16 protein-coding genes, 1 tRNA gene and 1 pseudogene are annotated in these 18,374 nt (G+C 66.2%); 4 read left to right on the top strand and 14 right to left on the bottom strand.

Translation table 11 applies throughout. The features are described 5' to 3' along the window. Positions 1-25: 25 nt before the first annotated feature. The 8 genes and pseudogenes from NV1_RS17310 to NV1_RS17280 form a co-directional block, all read right to left on the bottom strand. A complete protein-coding gene (locus NV1_RS17310; RefSeq protein WP_067892464.1) occupies positions 26-460 on the bottom strand; it encodes an alpha-isopropylmalate synthase regulatory domain-containing protein in 435 nt (144 codons plus the stop codon). A 675-nt stretch (positions 461-1,135) separates the two neighbouring features. Further along, a complete protein-coding gene (gene polA, locus NV1_RS17305) occupies positions 1,136-3,871 on the bottom strand; it encodes a DNA polymerase I (protein ID WP_067892462.1) in 2,736 nt (911 codons plus the stop codon). Between the two features lie 158 nt (positions 3,872-4,029). Beyond that, positions 4,030-4,725, bottom strand: a complete 696-nt coding sequence (locus NV1_RS47220) for an ABC transporter ATP-binding protein (RefSeq protein WP_245713773.1) — start codon at positions 4,723-4,725, stop codon at positions 4,030-4,032. Positions 4,726-4,914: 189 nt separating this feature from the next. Beyond that, a pseudogene (locus NV1_RS47215) lies at positions 4,915-5,826 on the bottom strand (ABC transporter ATP-binding protein); the annotation flags it as partial. Between the two features lie 41 nt (positions 5,827-5,867). Then, positions 5,868-7,100, bottom strand: a complete 1,233-nt coding sequence (locus NV1_RS17295) for a branched-chain amino acid ABC transporter permease (protein WP_067892460.1) — start codon at positions 7,098-7,100, stop codon at positions 5,868-5,870. Between the two features lie 142 nt (positions 7,101-7,242). Continuing rightward, positions 7,243-8,277, bottom strand: coding sequence for a branched-chain amino acid ABC transporter permease (locus NV1_RS17290; RefSeq protein ID WP_067892458.1), 1,035 nt, complete (start codon positions 8,275-8,277; stop codon positions 7,243-7,245). Between the two features lie 157 nt (positions 8,278-8,434). Beyond that, positions 8,435-9,625 carry a branched-chain amino acid ABC transporter substrate-binding protein gene (locus NV1_RS17285; protein WP_245713772.1) on the bottom strand — a complete coding sequence of 397 codons (1,191 nt, stop codon included), beginning with the start codon at positions 9,623-9,625 and terminating at the stop codon, positions 8,435-8,437. Between the two features lie 238 nt (positions 9,626-9,863). Next, positions 9,864-10,484 (bottom strand): ANTAR domain-containing response regulator, encoded by a 621-nt coding sequence (locus tag NV1_RS17280; RefSeq protein WP_067892454.1) that lies wholly within the window; start codon positions 10,482-10,484, stop codon positions 9,864-9,866. 207 nt (positions 10,485-10,691) lie between these two features. Here NV1_RS17280 and NV1_RS17275 point away from each other — a divergent pair. The 4 genes from NV1_RS17275 (at position 10,692) to NV1_RS17260 (ending at position 12,910) form a co-directional block, all read left to right on the top strand. Continuing rightward, positions 10,692-10,778: transfer RNA gene (locus NV1_RS17275), tRNA-Leu, on the top strand. Between the two features lie 326 nt (positions 10,779-11,104). Next, positions 11,105-11,623 (top strand): phenylacetaldoxime dehydratase family protein, encoded by a 519-nt coding sequence (locus NV1_RS17270; RefSeq protein WP_067892451.1) that lies wholly within the window; start codon positions 11,105-11,107, stop codon positions 11,621-11,623. 145 nt (positions 11,624-11,768) lie between these two features. After that, positions 11,769-12,395: an arsenate reductase/protein-tyrosine-phosphatase family protein gene (locus NV1_RS17265; RefSeq protein ID WP_067892449.1), complete on the top strand. Its 627-nt coding sequence runs from the start codon at positions 11,769-11,771 to the stop codon at positions 12,393-12,395. 152 nt (positions 12,396-12,547) lie between these two features. After that, a complete protein-coding gene (locus NV1_RS17260) occupies positions 12,548-12,910 on the top strand; it encodes a hypothetical protein (RefSeq protein ID WP_245713769.1) in 363 nt (120 codons plus the stop codon). A 10-nt stretch (positions 12,911-12,920) separates the two neighbouring features. Here the strand turns inward: NV1_RS17260 and NV1_RS17255 are convergent, their stop codons facing one another. The 6 genes from NV1_RS17255 to trpA form a co-directional block, all read right to left on the bottom strand. Beyond that, on the bottom strand, positions 12,921-13,817 hold the full coding sequence (locus NV1_RS17255; RefSeq protein WP_245713768.1) for an acyl-CoA thioesterase: 897 nt from the start codon (positions 13,815-13,817) through the stop codon (positions 12,921-12,923). Beyond that, positions 13,818-15,239: a pyruvate kinase gene (pyk, locus tag NV1_RS17250; RefSeq protein WP_084525477.1), complete on the bottom strand. Its 1,422-nt coding sequence runs from the start codon at positions 15,237-15,239 to the stop codon at positions 13,818-13,820. Positions 15,240-15,320: 81 nt separating this feature from the next. Beyond that, entirely contained in the window at positions 15,321-15,545 is a 225-nt protein-coding gene (locus NV1_RS17245; protein ID WP_067892445.1) for a hypothetical protein, read from the bottom strand. A gap of 130 nt (positions 15,546-15,675) precedes the next feature. After that, the gene (locus NV1_RS44945) at positions 15,676-16,173 is read right to left on the bottom strand and encodes a TM2 domain-containing protein (protein WP_067892443.1); all 498 of its coding nucleotides are present in this window, start codon (positions 16,171-16,173) and stop codon (positions 15,676-15,678) included. A 109-nt stretch (positions 16,174-16,282) separates the two neighbouring features. Then, positions 16,283-17,503 (bottom strand): prolipoprotein diacylglyceryl transferase, encoded by a 1,221-nt coding sequence (gene lgt, locus NV1_RS17235; protein WP_067892441.1) that lies wholly within the window; start codon positions 17,501-17,503, stop codon positions 16,283-16,285. Positions 17,504-17,565: 62 nt separating this feature from the next. Beyond that, positions 17,566-18,357 (bottom strand): tryptophan synthase subunit alpha, encoded by a 792-nt coding sequence (trpA, locus tag NV1_RS17230; RefSeq protein WP_084525476.1) that lies wholly within the window; start codon positions 18,355-18,357, stop codon positions 17,566-17,568. Positions 18,358-18,374 lie beyond the last annotated feature (17 nt).

The raw sequence follows: 18,374 nt of genomic DNA, 5'->3' as shown, positions 1-18,374 counted from the left end.
GCGGCGGGGGCGAGTCGTATGGGTTTCAGTTGGCGAACGAGTTGATACCCGAAAGTATCGCTCGCACAGAGGATTCCGCGCCCTCGTCGGCGACGGCGGCACCCCAGCCGCGACGGCCGTTGAACTCACACCGGACGAAAGTCGCTATGCCCGAAGCGGTTTGCCGCTGGTGGAACTGCAGGATCTCGACCGGATAGCCCTCGTCGTAGAGGGCCGAGGTGATCGCGGCCACCGGGTTGCCCGCGGACACGACAGTCCGCAGGTGTCCGTTGAATTCGAGTGTGGCGGTGTAGGTTGCCGAGGCATGTCGCTGCCCGGCGGGTATCCAGTCGCCGAGCTTGACCGGGCCTGCGAGATCGCAGTATCGCTGGTGGAACTCGGCGGGGGTCAGGCCGTCGCTCTCGGCCCGCAGGGCGCGCGGGGCGGCGGTTATGAAGGCAGTGTCGATGGTCAGTGGCATGTGACTAGGTCTTCCCGAGGCTTGTCGTGTCCGATTGACAGAGGGGACCAGCGCAGTGAAAAGGTTCTACGGCCGCAGCGAGGGGCCGGTCCGAATCAGACCCCGCTACGGCGGAGAACTACGAGAAGTCGACCGGTAGCCACCGCGGTCAGCGGCATTAGCGCCGCGCGGTCGCGGTCGGCGACATTGCGAGCGGCGCTGTGGCTAGCGGCGGGGTTCGGCACGGTTCGAGAATATGGACTGTTACCGCCGATAGCAACCACATCGAGGCGGAACCGATGGGTAACTTCGTCACAATCGTCCGTAAACGGCGCACCAACGGCCGACGACACCCCCAGCAACCGGCTCGGTGGGCGACAATCAGTGCTCGAGCGTCCGGCGTGGCGTTTCGGCAATCCTCAGGCAATCGATTCCGAATACCCCTTTCACCGAGATCCATCACGCCGGTCCGGCCGTTCGGCACAGCGACTTCACCGCTGCCGGACGACGTTCTCAGCCTTCTCGAAGGTCGCTATCATCCGGCCGTAAGGCGGGCAACGCACGATTGACCGGTAACCAGCCAGCCGGGGCGGGCCCAGCGGCCCGACCGAGTACGGCGCTTCGATGCGCCGACCGACTCCGTGGCCGCCGGGCGTCCCCCTCATCCGACCGGCGGCCACGGTTTTTCTTCGGCTCCTAATGCGCGGCGGCATCCCAGCTGCGGCCGACTCCCACCGATACCTCGAGCGGCACCGACAGTTCGATGGCATTCGACATATGTTCGCGTGCAAGGGCTTCCAGCTGCTCGCGCTCGCCCGGGGCGACCTCGAAGAGCAGCTCGTCGTGGATCTGCAGCAGGGTGCGCGAGGCGAGCCCGGCCTCTTTCACCGCGTGCTGCACATTGATCATGGCCACCTTGATGATGTCGGCGGCGGTGCCCTGGATGGGCGCGTTTAGGGCCATCCGCTCGGCGGCCTCGCGACGCTGGCGGTTGCTCGAGTCCAGATCGGGCAGATAGCGACGCCGACCGAAGAGCGTCTCGGTGTAGCCGACCTTGCGTGCTTGCTCCACCGCCTCGTGCAGATAGTCGCGAATCGCGCCGAACCGCGAGAAGTAGACCTCCATCTGGGCCTTGGCCTCCTCCGCGCTGATCTTGAGCTGCTGGGACAACCCGTAGGCGGACAGCCCGTAGGCCAGGCCGTAGGACATCGCCTTGATCCGGCGGCGCAGCTCCGGGTTCACCTCGGTGATCGGGATGTCGAATGCCTTGGAGGCGACGAAATTGTGCAGATCCTCCCCCGAGTTGAATGCCTCGATCAGCCCCTCGTCCTTGGACAGGTGCGCCATGATCCGCATCTCGATCTGGCTGTAGTCCGCGGTCATCAGCGACTCGCAACCGGGCCCGACGACGAAGGTGTCGCGGATGCGGCGGCCGGTGTCGGTTCGGATCGGGATGTTCTGCAGATTGGGCTCGGTCGAGGACAACCGGCCCGTCGCGGCGATGGTCTGGTTGAACGTGGTGTGGATGCGGCCGTCGTCGGCGACCGCTTTGAGCAGCCCGTCGACCGTCACCTTCAGCCGGGTCGCATCGCGGTGTGCGAGCAGATGCTCCAGGAACGGATGCTGGGTCTTCTCGAACAGCGACTCGAGCGCATCGGCATCGGTCGTGTATCCGGTCTTGGTGCGCTTGGTCTTGGGCATCTCGAGCTCGTCGAACAGCACCACCTGCAACTGCTTGGGCGAGCCGAGATTGATCTGCTTGCCGATCACCCCGTAGGCCGCGCTCGCGGCATCGGCGACACGATCGGCGAATTCGGATTGCAGCTGTTCGAGTTCGGCGATGTCGACGGCGATACCCGCCTCCTCCAACTCGGCCAGCACCTCGAGCAGCGGCAACTCCATATCGGTGAGCAACCTGGTGGACTCGATGCGCTCGAGTTCGACCTCCAGGGCATCGGCCAGATCGGCCACCGCGCGGGCGCGCAGCATCTCGGTCTGCGCCAGTTCGGCGTCGACCGAGCCCTCCTCGTCCAACAGGGACAGCTGTGGCTGCGCATCCGTTTCCACCCGCAACTCGCGCGAGAGGTACCGCAGGGACAGATCGTCCAGATTGAACGTGCGCTGTCCGGGCCGCACCAGATAGGCGGCCAGCGCCGTATCGCTGGCGAGCCCGGCCAGACGCCAACCCCGCCCGCGCAGTGCGTGCAACGCCGCCTTGGCCTCGTGCACGGCCTTGGGAATCTTCGGATCGGCCAGCCACGCACCCAGCGCCGCCTCGTCCTCCGGAGTCAGCGCTACCGCATCGAAATACGCCCCCTCGCCGTCGGCTGCGGAGATCGCGATCGCGGTGACGTCTCCGGTCACCGGGGTTCCGCTGCCGACAACCGAAATACCATGACGCACACCAGCTTTGGCATGTTCGGCCAACCAGTCCGCGGCGCCGCCCGGCTCGATGGCCCCGCCGCTGATCTCGAATCCGCCTTCGGCCTCGGGCTCGGGTGCGGCGAGGGTGTCGAACAGCCGATCGCGCAGCACCCGGAATTCCAGATCGTCGAACAGCCGGTGGATCCTGTCCCGGTCCCATGGCTGCTGGGCCAGCTGATCGGGGGTGTACGGCAGTGCGACGTCCTTCACCATCTCGGTGAGCTGACGATTCAGCACGACATTGGACAGGTTGGCGCGCAACGCATCACCCACCTTGCCCTTCACCTGGTCGACGCGATCCACCAGCGTCGCCAGATCGCCGTATTCGCGCACCCACTTGGCGGCGGTTTTCTCCCCCACCCCCGGGATGCCGGGCAGATTGTCGCTCGGGTCGCCGCGCAGGGCCGCGAAGTCCGGATACTGAGCCGGGGTGAGACCGTACTTCTCCTGCACCGCCTCGGGGGTGAACCGGGTGAGTTCGGAGACGCCCTTCTTCGGGTACAGGACCGTGACGTCGTCGGACACCAGTTGCAGCGAATCCCGGTCACCCGTGACGATCAGCACCCGGAACCCCTGCGGTACGGCCTGGGTGGTCAGGGTGGCGATCACATCGTCGGCCTCGTAGCCGTCGATCGCCATCACCGGAATACCCAGCGCGCCCAGCACCTCCTGGGTGATTTCCACCTGACCGCGGAACTCGTCGGGCGTCTGGGAGCGATTGGCCTTGTACTCCGGGTACGCCTCGGTGCGGAAGGTCTTGCGGCTGACGTCGAACGCGGCGGCGACGTGAGTGGGTTTCTCGTCGCGCAACAGGTTGATGAGCATGGCGGTGAACCCGTACACCGCATTGGTGGTCTGCCCGGTGACCGTCTTGAAATTATCCGCGGGCAGCGCGAAGAACGCGCGATAGGCCAGCGAGTGCCCGTCCAGCAACAACAGGGTCGGCCGCTCGCCGTCGGTGGCTGCGGGCACGGTGCTCGGGCGCTGATCGCTGGTGGCTGAAGTCACGGCACAGAGTCTAGGGACAGGCACCGACAAGCGTTGCCGGACCTCTGTATCCTCGGCCGCATCCTCGGCCCTCGCTCGCTCGGGCGGTTCGCAGTGTCGCAACGGCAACCAGTTCGAACGGGATCCGGCCGCACCGTGCGCGGCCGGATTCCGCACGGTTACGCGACGCCCAGATACGCCGACTTGACCGCCGGATCGGTCAGCAGCGCGCGGCCGTCGCCGGTCTTGGTGATCTCACCGGTCTCCAGGATGTAGGCGCGGTGACTGCGGGTCAGCGCCTGCTGCGCGTTCTGCTCGACCAGCAGCACGGTCGTGCCGTTGGCGTTGATCTCACTGATGATCCGGAAGATCTGCTGGATCACCATGGGCGCCAGGCCCATCGAGGGCTCGTCCAGCAGCAGCAGCTTCGGCCGGGCCATCAGCGCGCGGCCGATCGCCAACATCTGCTGTTCACCGCCGGACATGGTGCCGCCCACCTGTTTACGGCGTTCGGCCAGGCGCGGGAACAGCTCGAAGACCCGCTCCAGCGTCTGCCCGTATTCGGACTTCTGCTTGAACGGCCGTGCGTGACAACCCATATCGAGGTTCTCCTGCACGGTCATTCCCGGGAACACGCCGCGTCCCTCCGGAGCCTGGATCAGCCCCTCGACCACCCGCTCGTGCGCCCGCATCTTGCTGATGTCCTTGCCCGCGAACATGATTCGCCCGCGCCCGAGTGGCAGCAGCCCGGACAGCGCGCGCATGGTCGTCGTCTTGCCCGCGCCGTTCGCACCCAGCAGCGTGACCAGTTCACCCTCCGCGACCTGCAACGAAATACCGTGCAGCGCTTGGATTCTGCCGTAGCCGACGACCATGTCCTCGACCACGAGCAGCGGTTCGGTGCCACCCTGCCCCGGACCGCCGGTGGTGAGCGCGCTGGGCGACACCGCCACCGGTTCGGGCCGGATGAACGCCACGTCGGGAGTGCCGGATTCACCGGCCGCCGCGGGCTCCGGGACCTCGCCCGGAGTTTCGCCGGGAACCTCCGGCTCCCGCGCGGCTGCCGCGGCCTCCTCGTCCGGCACACCCAGATAGGCCGCGATCACCGCCGGATCGTCCCGGATCTGCTCGGGCAGCGCGTCGGCGATCTTGCGCCCGAACTCGAGCACCACGATCCGGTCGGTGACGCCCATGACCAGCCGCATATCGTGCTCGATCAACAGCACCGTGAACCCGTCGTCGCGGATCTTGCGGATCAGATCCATCAGCGCCGACTTCTCGCTCGGATTGAAGCCGGCGGCGGGTTCGTCCAGGCACAGCAGCTTCGGCTCGGTCGCCAACGCGCGCGCGATCTCCAACCGGCGCTGATCGCCGTAGGACAGATTGCGTGCCTTCTCCACCGCCCGCGGCGCGATGCCGACGAACTCCAGCAGCGCCATACCGCGTTCGATGGCGTCGCGTTCCTCCCGGCGGTGCCGGGGACTGCGGAACACCGCGCCGGGCACCGAGGTGTGGTGCCGGGCATCGGTGCCGACGACCACGTTCTCCAGCGCTGTCATCTCCCCGAACAACCGGATGTTCTGGAAGGTCCGGGCGATGCCCAGCCGGGTGATCTGGTTGCGCTTGGTCTTGGTGAGCGGTTTGCCGTCGAAATACACCGTTCCCGCCGACGGCCGGTACACACCGGTGATGGCGTTGAAGCAGGTCGTCTTGCCCGCGCCGTTGGGCCCGATGAGCCCGAGGATCTCACCACGACGGATCTCGAAACTCACCGAATCCAGCGCCGTCAGACCGCCGAACCGCATGCTCAGTCCCTCGGTGCGCAACAGCGGCTCACCGACCGCGGTCTCGATTTCCCGGTGCGGCGCAACGACTTCCGCGACGACCTGGGTATCGGCCAGTTCCGGCACGACGGCGCCGACATCGACCACACCTGCCGTACCCTCCTCCGGCTCGCTGACATATCCCGCCGACATGTCCTCGTTGTCGAACAGCGCACCACCCGCGCCCGGCCCCGTCATGCGCCCACTCCCGTCGCCTCGGCGGCCGGTGCCGGCCGCCGCACCGCTCGATACACCTGCCTGGAGTAGGTGAGCAATTTCTGCCGCGCCGGGAACAGCCCCTGCGGACGGAAGATCATCACCACCACCAGCGTGAGACCGAAAAACAGATATTTGAAGTCGCCCAGCGACTGGCCCGCCACGTTCACCGACATGAACCGGTTCGGCAGGTACACGATCAGGAACGCCCCGACGATCACGCCGAGCTTGTTGCCCTGACCGCCCAGCACGACCGCGCACAGGAACAGCATCGAGTTGATGACGTTGAATCCGGTCGGATTGATGAACTGCACCTGACCGGCGTACAGCGCGCCGGACAGCCCGCCCACCGCCGCGCCGATGGTGAATGCCCACAACTTGAATTTGAAGGTGGGCACGCCCATGATCTCCGCGGCGTCCTCGTCCTCGCGGATCGCGACCCAGGCGCGGCCGACACGGCTGCGCTCCAGATTGCCGACCAGGATCAGCACGACGACCACGAGCAGCATGCCGAGCCAGAACCACCAGACCCCGGAGTTCGCCCGGTCCAGCAGGTTCCCGGAATTGCGATCACCCAGATTCCCGGCCGAGAAGTAGCCACCGGTGTGGGTTTTCGACTCGCCGAGATGCGGATAGGCAATGCCCGCCAGGCCGAGGCTGCCGTTGGTGACCCCGCCCAGATTGTCGGCGAGCAATCGCACGATCTCACCGAATCCGAGCGTCACGATCGCCAGATAGTCACCGCGCAGCCGCAGCGTCGGGGTGCCCAGAATCAGACCCGATGCGGCGGTCGCCAGGATCGCCAGCGGCACGCACAGCAGCCACGCCCACTTCGAATCGAAAACACCGGAATTCGAGTGGAACGGGCTGTTCGGGCTGGTCAGAATTCCGACCGTATAGGCCCCGACCGCGTAGAAGCCGACATAACCCAGATCCAGCAGGCCGGTCTGCCCGACCACGACGTTCAGGCCGATGGCGATGAGGGCGTACATCGCGAACTGCGCCATCACCCCGCCGAAACTGGTGCCGGGGGTGTTGATCAGCGGCGGCGGGAACAGTGCGATCAGCCCGAGCACGATGACCGCGGGCACGCCGAACGCCCATTGCGCGGGCCGGGACAGCCCACCCCACCAGCCGCGAATCGCATCACCGACACCACGCGGCTGCCGCGGTGCGGTGGAGGTCACCGGAACCTTCGTCGCCTCGCTCATGCGCTCTGTCCAATCCGGGCATTCGCGGGCCCTCCGTGGTTACGCAAGCTGCCGCCTCCGGGCCTGACGCTCATAGCAGCGTCCATCCGGGCATTCACGGGCCCTCCGTGGTTACGCAAGCTGCCGCCTCCGGGCCTGACGCTCATACCCGTGCCTTTCCGAGACTCTCCCCCAGGATGCCGGTCGGGCGGAACATCAGCACCGCCACCAGCACCACGAACGCGACCACGTCACGCCACTGGGTGCCGAACAGGATCTGGCCGTAGTCCTCGGCCAGGCCCAGCAGCAGACCGCCCAGCAGTGCGCCGCGCAGATTGCCGATACCGCCGAGCACCGCGGCGCTGAACGCCTTGACGCCCAGGATGAATCCGCCGTTGAAGACGATGCCCTGTGGCACCTTCAAGGTGTAGAGCGTCGCGGCGGCGCCGGCCAGCAGACCGCCGATCAGGAAGGTCAGCATGATGACCCGTTCGCGGGATACGCCCATCAGCGTCGCGGTGTCCGGGTCCTGGGCGACCGCGCGAATGGCGCGGCCGAATCTGGTCTGGTTGATCAGGATCTCGGTGAGCGCGGCCAACGCGACGGCGGCCAGTACGATCACGATCGCGACATTCGTCACCGAGGCCCCGAACAGGGAGAATTCCTGTTTGGGCGCAACGAGTTTGATCGGCTGCTGCGGATTGGTGCCGCCCAGCCCGGGCACGATTTTCGGCAGCACGTAGTGCACGAACTCCTGCAGCACGAAGGACATGCCGATCGCGGTGATCAGGAAGATCAGCGGTTTGGCGCCGCGCTTGCGCAATGGCCGGTAGGCCACCCGCTCCAGGCCGACGGCGGTCGCACCGGACACTGCCATGCCGATCAGCATCGCCACCAGCAGGTAGACGATCGTCATCAGCAGGCCCTCGGAATAGGTGTTCCCACTGGCGGAGAACCCCAGCAGCTCCAATCCGACATACTGTCCGAACATGCCGAACATGAAGACTTCCGAATGGGCGAAGTTGATGAGCCTCAATACGCCGTAGACCAGGGTGTAACCGACGGCCACCAGCGCGTAGATCGCGCCGTAGCTCAAACCGTCGACGGTGAGCTGCCAGAACTGGTCGGCCACCCCGGAAATGTTGAAATCAATGGTCCCGGCATACAGCGCGGGATCCGCCAATACGGTTACAGACATTCGACACTCTCGTCATCGTGGGAAACAGCGTGCCCGAGTCCCGATGCGCGCCGCCGGAGCGGAAGCACGGTGCCCCTGCCGAGGTGATGGAAGGGGCGTGCACCGGGACGATGGGTTCGCCTACCGGTGCACGCTGTTGCCGATACGGGGTTGGTCCCTACTTGACCTGGTACATCCAGATCAGGGCGTTCGAAAGTTCGCCCGTGCCATCCCACTTGTAGTGCCGGGCCAGGCCCTGGCCATCGTAGTTGCGCACGAAATCGAGCACCTCGGGACGGGTGACCTTGCCCGCGTCGATCGCCTTCAGCACGATCGTGGTCAGGTCGTACGCCTCGACCGAATACACGCCCGGATCCTGCTTGTTCAGGTCCTTGTAGGCGGTGGCGAAGGAGTCCGGCGCGGGGCCGCAGGGGCAGGACAGCAGTGCGCCCTTGGAGGAGTCACCGGCCTGCTTGACGAACTGTGGGTCGTTGGTGCCGTCGTCGGAGACGAAGGTCGCGGTCACCCCGGCCGAATGCAGCTGCTCCACCAGCGGGGCCGCCTCGGCGTAGTACCCGGCGTAGAAGATCGCGTCCGGCTTGGCGGCGGACAGCTTGGAAACTGTCGCGGAGAAGTCCTTGTCACCGGTCTTCACCTGAGCCGCGCAGGATTCATCGGACGACGAGCCGAGCGCGGCGATCACCGACTTGGCAAGGCCCACACCGTAATCGGAGTCGTCCTGCACCACGCAGATCTTCTTGAAGCCGCCCGCGCCGGTCAGGTAGTGCGCGACCGAAGGGCCCTGCAGATCGTCATTGGCCAGACCGCGGAAGAAGGTCTTCCACCCGTTCTTGGTCAGCGAGGCGTTGGTGGCCGAGGAGGTCAGCGCGGGAAGTCCGGCGTCACTGATGATCTGGCCGGTCGCCTTGGTCTCACCCGAGAAGGCGGGACCGATCAGCGCGGTCACAGACTGATCGCTGATGACGGTCGGGATGACCTGGCTCGCCTTCTGCGGATCGCCCTCGGTATCGAACGGCTTCACCAGCACCTGGCACCCCGGGTTGGCCTTGTTGTGCTGCTCGACAGCCAGTTTCACGCCATCGACGATGTTGATGCCGAGTGCGGAATTCGCCCCCGTGAGCGCACCGGCCATCGCGATCGCCGTGGTGGGCGCGCACTTGGCCTTGCCGTCGCCCGCGGGATCGGCGGCCTGGGCCGTACCCGATTGGGTTACCGCCTTGCCCTGGCTATCGATCTGCACCAGCGACTTGATCGACAGACCGGTTCCACTGCCGCCACCGGCGCTGTTCGACGTCGATTTGCTACTGCAACCGGCCACGGCCAGTACGGCCGCCGCTCCGATCACCAACGCTCCGCGAACCACGCGAGTGCGCGTGGTGCTCCGCGTTATTGAACCAAGCACGATTCACCTCTATGTTCACCGATCCCCCGGGGTTGCCGAGAGGGCCGACCATGTCGGCCAAGCTCAGAACATAGCGGTGTGACGTTAGCTCCGCATCACATTCGAGCCATAAGTGCTACTTCGATCCCGAATATTCGTCAAGATCGTGTTTCCGCCGTGTAAATCGGTGGCAAATAGGTCGCTACTACGACTTGGGTGCGAGGTTGTCCAATACGACCTCGGCAACCGCCTTCATCGTCGTGCGGCGGTCCATCGCGGTCCGCTGTATCCACTTGAACGCCTGCGGCTCCGACAACCCCTGCGTCTGCATCAGCACACCCTTGGCGCGCTCGACGAGCTTGCGCGTCTCGAGCCGCTCGGACAGGCTCGCGACCTCACTCTCGAGTGCGGTGATCTCGTGGAAACGGCTGGCCGCCAGCTCGATCGCCGGTACCAGATCGGATTTGGTGAACGGTTTGACCAGGTAGGCCATCGCGCCCGCGTCCCGCGCCCGCTCGACCAGGTCGCGCTGGCTGAACGCGGTCAGAATCACAACGGGAGCAACACGATTGGTCGCGATCTCCGCCGCGGCATCGATACCGTCGCGGCGCGGCATCTTCACATCCATGATCACCAGATCGGGTCGCAGCTCAGCGGCCAGATCGACCGCCTGCTGGCCGTCGCCCGCCTCGCCGACGACCTGGTATCCCTCCTCGGTGAGCATCTCCACCAGGTCCATCCGGATGAGTGCCTCGTCCTCGGCCACGACCACGCGCTTGGCGGCGGTCGCCCCATCCTTCTTCGCGCCCCCTGTTGACGTTCCCATAGACAGACCCCTCGTATTCCGATGCCGACACTCGATGCTCCGATACAGTCCGACGCCGCCCTCGACGGACCGCTACGATACGCATCCGAGTTCCCTGAAGCGTACCGTTCAACACCGCCGAGAACCCACTTACCCAGCACGAACCGGGGCAGTATCACACCGATTCGGTTCTCGGCAGGGTCACCGGCTATGATTTGGATCCGGTGCGCCGAGTTGGCGGAACAGGCAGACGCGACGGTCTCAAAAACCGTTGTCCGAAAGGACGTGTGGGTTCGAGTCCCACACTCGGCACCAAGTTCGCGGCCGCTGCGACTCCTGTCGTACTGCATTGCCGCACAACGTTGTCCGGCGTCGCGGCGAGCCGTGCCGATCACCGTCTCCGAGGTAATCGCCCCTCGCGGCCCCGCGACGCCGAGCAGGTCCGGCGGAATATCGAGCCGACTTCGACCGTGATGACACTTTCGCCGATCAGCAAATCGACGGACAATCGATGGCGGAGGATATCGGACCCGAATCGGCTCCCGGGCCCCCGACGACCGTGCCGATCGAACCGATCACCGGCGTATTACGTGCAAACAGGACAGGGGTTATCCGCACCCCGGCTCGATGGGAGGTCGCGAATGCGCGTGAATCGACTCACCGCGGATCTGTCCGAATATCCGGACCTGGTCGTCGTTTATCTGGGTATGCGCGTGCGGCGGCCGCGGGGCATGCTGCGACTGCTCGGATTGGGGCCGAAACTCTATCGCTCACATCGCGATCACCCCGACGGGCTGCTGCTGCACGAGGATCTGATCTGGTCGCTTTTCCCGCCGCACTGGGGTGCGCGACAGTACTGGCGCGACCTGGACAGCCTGGAGCGATGGACCCGCTCGGCACCGCATCGCGACTGGTGGCAGCGTTTTCTGCGGGATTCCGGGGGTACCGGATTCTGGCACGAGGCGTACTTCCGGCGCGGCGGCATCGACACCATGTACGACGATATGACCACCCCGACCGGGCTGGCCCGCGTCGCGCCCACGGTGCCGATGCGCGGACGGCTGTTCTCCACGCGCGGGCGGGTCGAGGACGCGGATCCGAAGACCGCGCCCGTGGTCGGTGAAAAGACTTATTATCGCGAAGATTCCGGCGGCAAATAATTTCCCGCATTCGAGGGAATTCAGCGACTCGCAAGCAAACGTTTCTCGCGCGACTCGCTACACGGAAATGAACATCTGGCGACAATGACCGATTTCCGCTATTGGTGTCTTCTCGCCGCGCCCGCGGGCGCATACCGTACCTGCCATGCATGTCCTGTTCGTCTGCACCGGCAATGTGTGCCGCTCGGTGATCGCCGAACGCCTCACCCGCGCACTGGCGGACGAACACGGACTGTACGAGCTGACCGCGGAGAGCGCGGGAACCCGGGCATTGGTCGGCTTCGGCGTGGAACCGCTTGCGGCACAGACGATCACCGGACTCGGCGCGAACGCGAGCGGTTTCCGCGCCCGCCGCCTGAAGCCGGAGATGGTCGACCGCGCCGATCTGGTCCTGGCCATGACCGAACAGATTCGCGACGATATCGTCTCGCACGTTCCCGGCGCGCGGCCCCGCACCTTCACCCTGCTGCAGGCGCACCGCATCGCCAAGGTCAGCGGTGCGCGCACCGTCCCCGAAATGGATCGGGCCCGTAACGATCTGGCGTTGGTGGGCCGGGAGAACATCGCCGATCCGGTGGGCCTGTCCCCGGAGAAGTACTGCGAGGTCGGCGACCACATCGCCGAAACCCTCGGGCCGCTACTGCTCGCGCTGTGCATGCCGGCCGGGCGCACCACCGACGACCGCGGCCGACCGCGTCTGGTGGTACTGCCCGGTGGGCGGCAGGACGAGCCGCCGGTCATCGACATCACTCGAATCGGCCGCCAGGCCTGAGCAATTCGCGCCGACTCTCCAGGACGGAGCGTCCTCCCCATTTGCGGCGGCGAGCGACTACACTGCCGGGCGAATGGCCCGCCGAAGGTTCGACACAAGAACAGGACTCAGACATGCCGAAACGCATTTCGGATGTTTCGCTCCATGTTTACGTGACACCCGAAACTCTCGATCGTGTCGTGGCCACCGTCCGCCGGGTGGTCGACGAACACGTGGCCGACCGCGATCTGTTCGCCTGGCGGTTCACGCTGCCGGTCGACCCCGATCAGCCGAGCCACACGGTGCTGGAAACCCAATGGCGCCTTGACCATCCGGGCAGCGACCCCGGCGATCGCCGCACCTACGAGATCGCGCTGAGCCTCGTCGGCGACGCGAAACTGCTCACCGAGGCCAATCTGGCCCGGCTGGAGACCCGCCTGATGCTGTGCATCGCCGCCGAGGACGCGGTCCCCTACGAGATTCACACCCTGTACCGGGAGAGTTTCGACCTCGAGGAGAACCGCGAACTGATCTGAGCCGCGCGGCTCAGCGCCTGGCCGGGAAGTGCCGGATGACGCCTTCCTGGACGACCGTGGCGAGCAATTCGCCTGCGCGAGAATAGAAGTGCCCCATGGCAAGACCACGCTGACCGGCGGCGACGGGCGACTGGGTGGCGTACAGGGCCCAGTCGTCGAAGCGGAACGGGCGGTGGAACCAGATGGAGTGATTCACCGTCGCCGCGACGATCCGGTCGAAGCCCCAGGACAGGCCGTGCGTGGTGATGATCGAATCCAGCACCGTGGTGTCCGACGAATAACCCAGCGTCGCAACATGAATCAGCGGATCGTCGGGCAGGGTGCCGTCCGCCTTCATCCACACCCGGTTGTGGTTGAGGGTTTCGCCGGTACCCTTCAGGATCCACGCCGGATCGTTGGTGTACCGCATATCGATCGGATGCGGAGCCTGGACGAACATCTGCAGCCGGTCCTCGAGACCCTCGAAGGACTCCTCGACCCGCGGCAGACCGTCCGGATCGGGCACCTGGGGCTGCGGGGTGGCGTGCTCGAGGCCCTTGCCGTAGTCCTGGAAGGCCGCCAGCATGACGAACAGCTCCTGATCGTCCTGATAGGCGGTGACGGTGCGATTGGCGAAGGCACGGCCGTCCCGGTGCCGTTCCACCCGGTATTCGATCGGCTTCTTCACATCGCCGCCGCGCACGAAATGCGCGTTGACCGCGTGCACCGGACGTTCGGGGCCGACGGTACGCCCGGCGGCGATGATCGCCTGCGCGACCAGCTGTCCGCCGAATGTCCGGCTCCACACCTTCTCCGGATGCTGGCCGAGGAACGTGTCCGCACCGGTCTGCTCGAGGTCGAGCAGACCGAGCAGAACGTCCAGATCGCCTGTTCCCGTAGACACCGATTCGCCCAGTGACGTACTCAACTAATGGTCCTCCTCGCCTATGCGGTGCACGTGGATCAGGTTGGTGGAACCGATGGTTCCCGGCGGAGAACCGGCCACGATGACGACCAGATCGCCCTTGGCGTACCGGTTCAGCGACAGCAGTTCCTTGTCGACCTGACCGATCATCTCATCGGTGGTGCGCACGGTCGGCACGATGAACGTCTCCACGCCCCAGCTCAGCGACAGCTGGCTGCGGACCTCCGGCAGCGGGGTGAAGGCCAGCAGCGGCAGCGGGGTGTGCAGGCGGGCCAGGCGGCGCACGGTATCGCCGGACTGGGTGAAGGCGACCAACGCCTTGGCGTTGAGCCGCTCGCCGATATCGCGGGCCCCGTAGGAGATGACACCGCGCTTGGTGCGCGGCACATGGGTCAACGGCGGTACCCGCGTGGAGGTTTCGGATTCCACGGCATGCACGATGCGTGCCATCGTACGGACCGTCTCGATCGGGTACTCGCCGACCGAGGTCTCGCCCGAGAGCATCACCGCGTCCGCGCCGTCCAGCACCGCGTTGGCGACATCGGAGGCCTCGGCGCGGGTCGGGCGGGAATTGGTGATCATCGACTCCAGCATCTGGGTCGCCACGATCACGGGTTTGGCGTTCTCCCTTGCCATCTGGATGGCACGCTTCTGCACCAGCGGCACCTGCTCGAGCGGCAGCTCGACGCCCAGGTCGCCGCGCGCGACCATGATCGCGTCGAAGGCCAGCACGATCGCCTCGAGATTGTCGATCGCCTCCGGCTTCTCCAGTTTGCCGATCACCGGGACGCGACGGCCGACGCGATCCATCACGTCGTGCACCAGTTCCACATCCGCCGGGGATCGCACGAACGAGAGCGCGATGAAGTCGACGCCCAGCTTCAGCGCGAACTCGAGGTCGGCGATGTCCTTGTCGGACAAGGCCGGAACCGAAACATCCATACCGGGCAGCGACACGCCCTTGTTGTTCGACACCGGTCCGCCCTCGGTCACCCGGCAGACGACATCGTTGTTCTCGACGCGCAGTACGGTCAGCCCGACCTTGCCGTCGTCGACCAGCAGCCGGTCGCCCGCCTTGGCGTCGGCGGCCAGTTCCTTGTACGTGGTGGACACGCGGTCGTGGGTGCCCTCCACGTCCTCGACGGTGATGCGCACCTCCTCGCCGGTCGCCCACGTCGTGCGGCCGTCCACGAACCGGCCGAGCCGGATCTTGGGGCCCTGTAGATCGGCCAGGATGCCGACGGCGCGACCCAGGTGATCCGCGGCCTTCCGCACCTTCTCGTAGTTCTCAGCGTGATCGGCGTGTTCGCCGTGACTGAAATTAAGCCGGGCCACATCCATGCCGCTTTCGACAAGTTCGCGGATCCGGTCCTCGGAGGCTGTGGCCGGCCCGAGGGTGCACACAATCTTTGTCCGTCGCATCACGGCTCGAGCCTAGTCCTGCCCGGTCCGCTTCGCCGAGTGGGCATACCCTTCGCTATCAATAGGGCGAGCCTATGATCCGGCTCACCCGCCGAGATGTCCGGCCACCCCGGTCTCGACACAAGTTTGCGCAAATCCGAGCACCAGATAGATCATCCGGCAATAGCGGGCGGCCACGCCGGGGAGCCCGACGGGATCGAGGGGCGGAGCGGCCGTCGATCGCGTCACCGGCAACAATTCGGTTACCGAAATCGGGGATATCAGTGCGGTGCCGAATTCCTGCACGGCGGCGAACAGCTTGCGGTGCAATGGATTACCGCTCCGCCAGGCGGGCCCGCCGACACGGGCCCGACGAACAGAACCGGCGCAACCCACGACATGCGCGCCCGTTGTCCACAGGATTTCGCTTGCGCTGAGCCGAATTCCGGCGACCGGCGAATCAGCTTTCCTGTAGCGGTCGGCCGTAGGTGTCGGGCACATTGCCCAGGAAGATCATGATCGCATCGATGAGCGGCCAGATACCGCCCAGACCGCAGGTGAAGATGGTGACCAGCAGTTGTGCGACGGCAATCCCGTTGTAGCCCAGGTAAAATCGCCCGGCTCCGAAACCGCCGAGGAACAGTTGCAGCAGGCCCGCCACCAGTTTCGACTTGTCCGAGTAGGGCATGCCGTACATATCGCGACCGAACGGCGCCTGCGGATCCATTCCGGGCTGGCCGTACGGACCGGCCGGATAGCCGGGTTGCGGGTAGCCGCCCGGCTGCTGTGCGTACACCTGCTGGTTGTAGGGGTTGGACTGCCCGTACGCGTCCTGCGGCTGCCCGTACGCGTCCTGCGGGTACTGCGGCTGCCCGTACGGCTGCCCGCCGATACCCGGGCCGGTGCCCGGTGCGCCGTACTGCGGCCCGTAGCCGGGCTGTTGATAGGGGTCGGTCACTGCCGCACCTCGTGCTCGGTCATCTGTCCTCCTCGTCCGCGGGCCGCATCACCGCGACCCGCCTCACCCCGCCCGCCGGGTCGTGGCGGATCGGATATCGATTCCGGTTCTACTCGGCGGATTTCGCCGCGGTTCCCGACGACTCCGCCGTTGCGGACACCGTCGACTCCTCATCGCCGGCGGCCTCGTTTTCGCTACCGGAAGTCCGCTCGTCCGCTCCGGATTCGCCGGGCTCAGCTTGCTCCGCTTCCCGCGATGACGCATCCGATTTCCCGGCGTCCTCGTCGGGCGCCCGATCCTCGGCGTCGGCCCCGGCGGCCTCGGTGTCGTCGGCATTCGTGGTGAGCGCCGAATCCGCTTCCGTCGCCGCCGATTGCGCGGCGTGCTCGCGCAAGGCGCCGAACTGCCACGGCCACGGCCGGTCGCCACCGGGCTGCAGCGTCGCCGCGGCCTCACGTCCCTTGGTGGCGAGCACGAAATAGGCGATGGCGCAGACGAATACGATCGTCGAGGTGAACGAGTTGATCCGGATACCGAAGATGTGCGTGGCGTCGTCGTCGCGCAGCAGCTCAACCCAGAATCGGCCGAAGGTGTAGATCGCGACGTACAGCGCGAAGAGCCGTCCGTGGCCGATCCGCCAGCGCCGGTCCGCCAGGATCAGCAACACCACGCCGATCAGGTTCCACACCAGCTCGTACAGGAAGGTGGGTTGCACGATGCGCTGGACGACTCCGGTGGACACGCCGTTCATCATGTCCAGCTGCCCGTTGTGGTCGAAGCGCAGATAGATCTCCAGACCCCACGGCTTGGTGGTGTCGTGGCCGTACAGTTCCTGGTTGAAGTAGTTGCCCAACCGGCCGATCGCCTGGGCCAGCAGAATGCCCGGCGCGATCGCGTCACCGAAGGCGGGCAACGGGATTCGGTATACCCGGCAACCTATCCAGGCGCCGACGCCGCCCAGCAGCACCGCCCCCCAGATGCCGAGACCGCCGTCCCAGACCTTCAGCGCGTCCCAGGGATTCTTGCCCGTATCGAAATACCGGTACCAGTCGGTGCACACGTGGTAGAGCCGCCCGCCGACCAGGCCGAACGGCACCGCGAACATCGCCACGTCCAGCACCGCGCCCGCCCGGCCGCCGCGCTGCTGCCAACGCCGCTCGCCCCACCAGATCGCGGCGATGATGCCGATGATGATGCATACCGCATACGCCCGCAGCGGTAACGGCCCGAGATTCCAGACGCCGCGCGGCGGACTCGGAATATAGGCCAGCACGGAACCGTGCAGGGCACTGTTGGCGACAACACTCTCGGCCAGGACTCGGTAGGTCACGGGCCCACCGTAACGGAAACCGCTCGCACCGCACGCGGCGCGGTCGGCCGGACATCGACGCGCTAGGTGGCGACGGCCGCCGAACGCACGCCCTCGGCGAGCTCCACGGTCAGCGCGCGAACCTCGTCCAGCCCCTGACCGGCGGCGGTGACCAGGGCCGACCCGACGATCACACCGTCGGCGTAAGCGGCGATCTCCGCGGCCTGCGCACCGCTGCGCACACCCAGGCCCACGCCGATCGCGATATCGGAATGGGCCCGGATCCGCGCACACAATTGCGGGGCCATCGAGGACACCGCGGCCCGTGCGCCGGTCACGCCCATCGTCGAGGCGGCATAGATGAAACCGCTGCTGGCCTCGATGGTCTTGACCAGACGTTCTTCGGTGGAGGACGGCGCGACCAGGAAGATCCGGTCCAGACCATGCGCCCGGGAGGCGGCGAACCAGTCCTGCGCCTCCTCCGGAATCAGATTCGGGGTGATCATGCCCAGGCCGCCCGCGGCGGCCAGATCCCGGGAGAACCGGTCGACGCCGTATTGCAGCACCGGATTCCAGTACGTCATCACCACGGCCTTGCCACCGGCCGCCGTGATCGCCTCGACCACGGCGAACACGTCCCGCACCCGTACCCCGGCCCGCAACGCCTGCTCGGCGGCGGCCTGGATGGTGGGCCCGTCCATCACCGGGTCGGAATACGCGACGCCGACTTCGATGACGTCGCAACCGGATTCGACCATCGCCCGGCACGCGGCGATGGAACCGGCCAGATCCGGATAGCCGGCGGGCAGGTAACCGATCAGCGCGGCCCGGTGCTCGGCGCGGCACGCCGCGAACATCTCCGCCAACCGGCTCACTTCCGCTCCTCCTGCGA

The organism is Nocardia vaccinii NBRC 15922 (genome assembly GCF_001613305.1).
Lineage (GTDB): Bacteria > Actinomycetota > Actinomycetes > Mycobacteriales > Mycobacteriaceae > Nocardia > Nocardia vaccinii.
The sequence above is the reverse complement of the archived record's forward strand: the minus strand, read 5'-3'. Positions and strand labels throughout refer to the sequence as shown.